The organism is Adlercreutzia equolifaciens, assembly GCF_029076695.1.
Lineage (GTDB): Bacteria > Actinomycetota > Coriobacteriia > Coriobacteriales > Eggerthellaceae > Adlercreutzia > Adlercreutzia equolifaciens_A.
The window spans coordinates 1-296 of the sequence record NZ_JARFIK010000456.1 but is presented as its reverse complement, the minus strand read 5'-3'; the positions used below and the strand labels follow the sequence as shown (position 1 = coordinate 296).

Here is a 296-nt window from a genome sequence, read left to right as displayed (position 1 = left end):
CGCAGCGGGGAGTTGCCCGCGGCATAGAGGCTGCTGGTGTTGGCGGAAGCGGAAACCACCTTGGAGTTCAGCGGGTCGTTAGTGGCATCCAGTGCGAATCCTTCCTGACCCAGCACGTTCACCTGCATACGGGTGGCGGGCATGCCGTTCATGGACTGCTCGGCGCTGTCGTCGTTGCCCTGCACCTCCACGGTGTAGCCGGCCAGGTACTCGGTGGCGGCCAGCAGCACGCCCTCGGCGTTATGGCGCACCACGGTGTGGCGGGTGGGCAGGTTGGCGAACTCGTAGGAGCCGTC

Annotated in this window: 1 protein-coding gene; it reads right to left on the bottom strand. The window is 66.2% G+C overall.

Annotated features, from left to right (window positions below):
- Positions 1-296, bottom strand: a 296-nt coding sequence (locus PZH32_RS13160) for a hypothetical protein (protein WP_275208700.1), incomplete at both ends; no start/stop codon positions are given.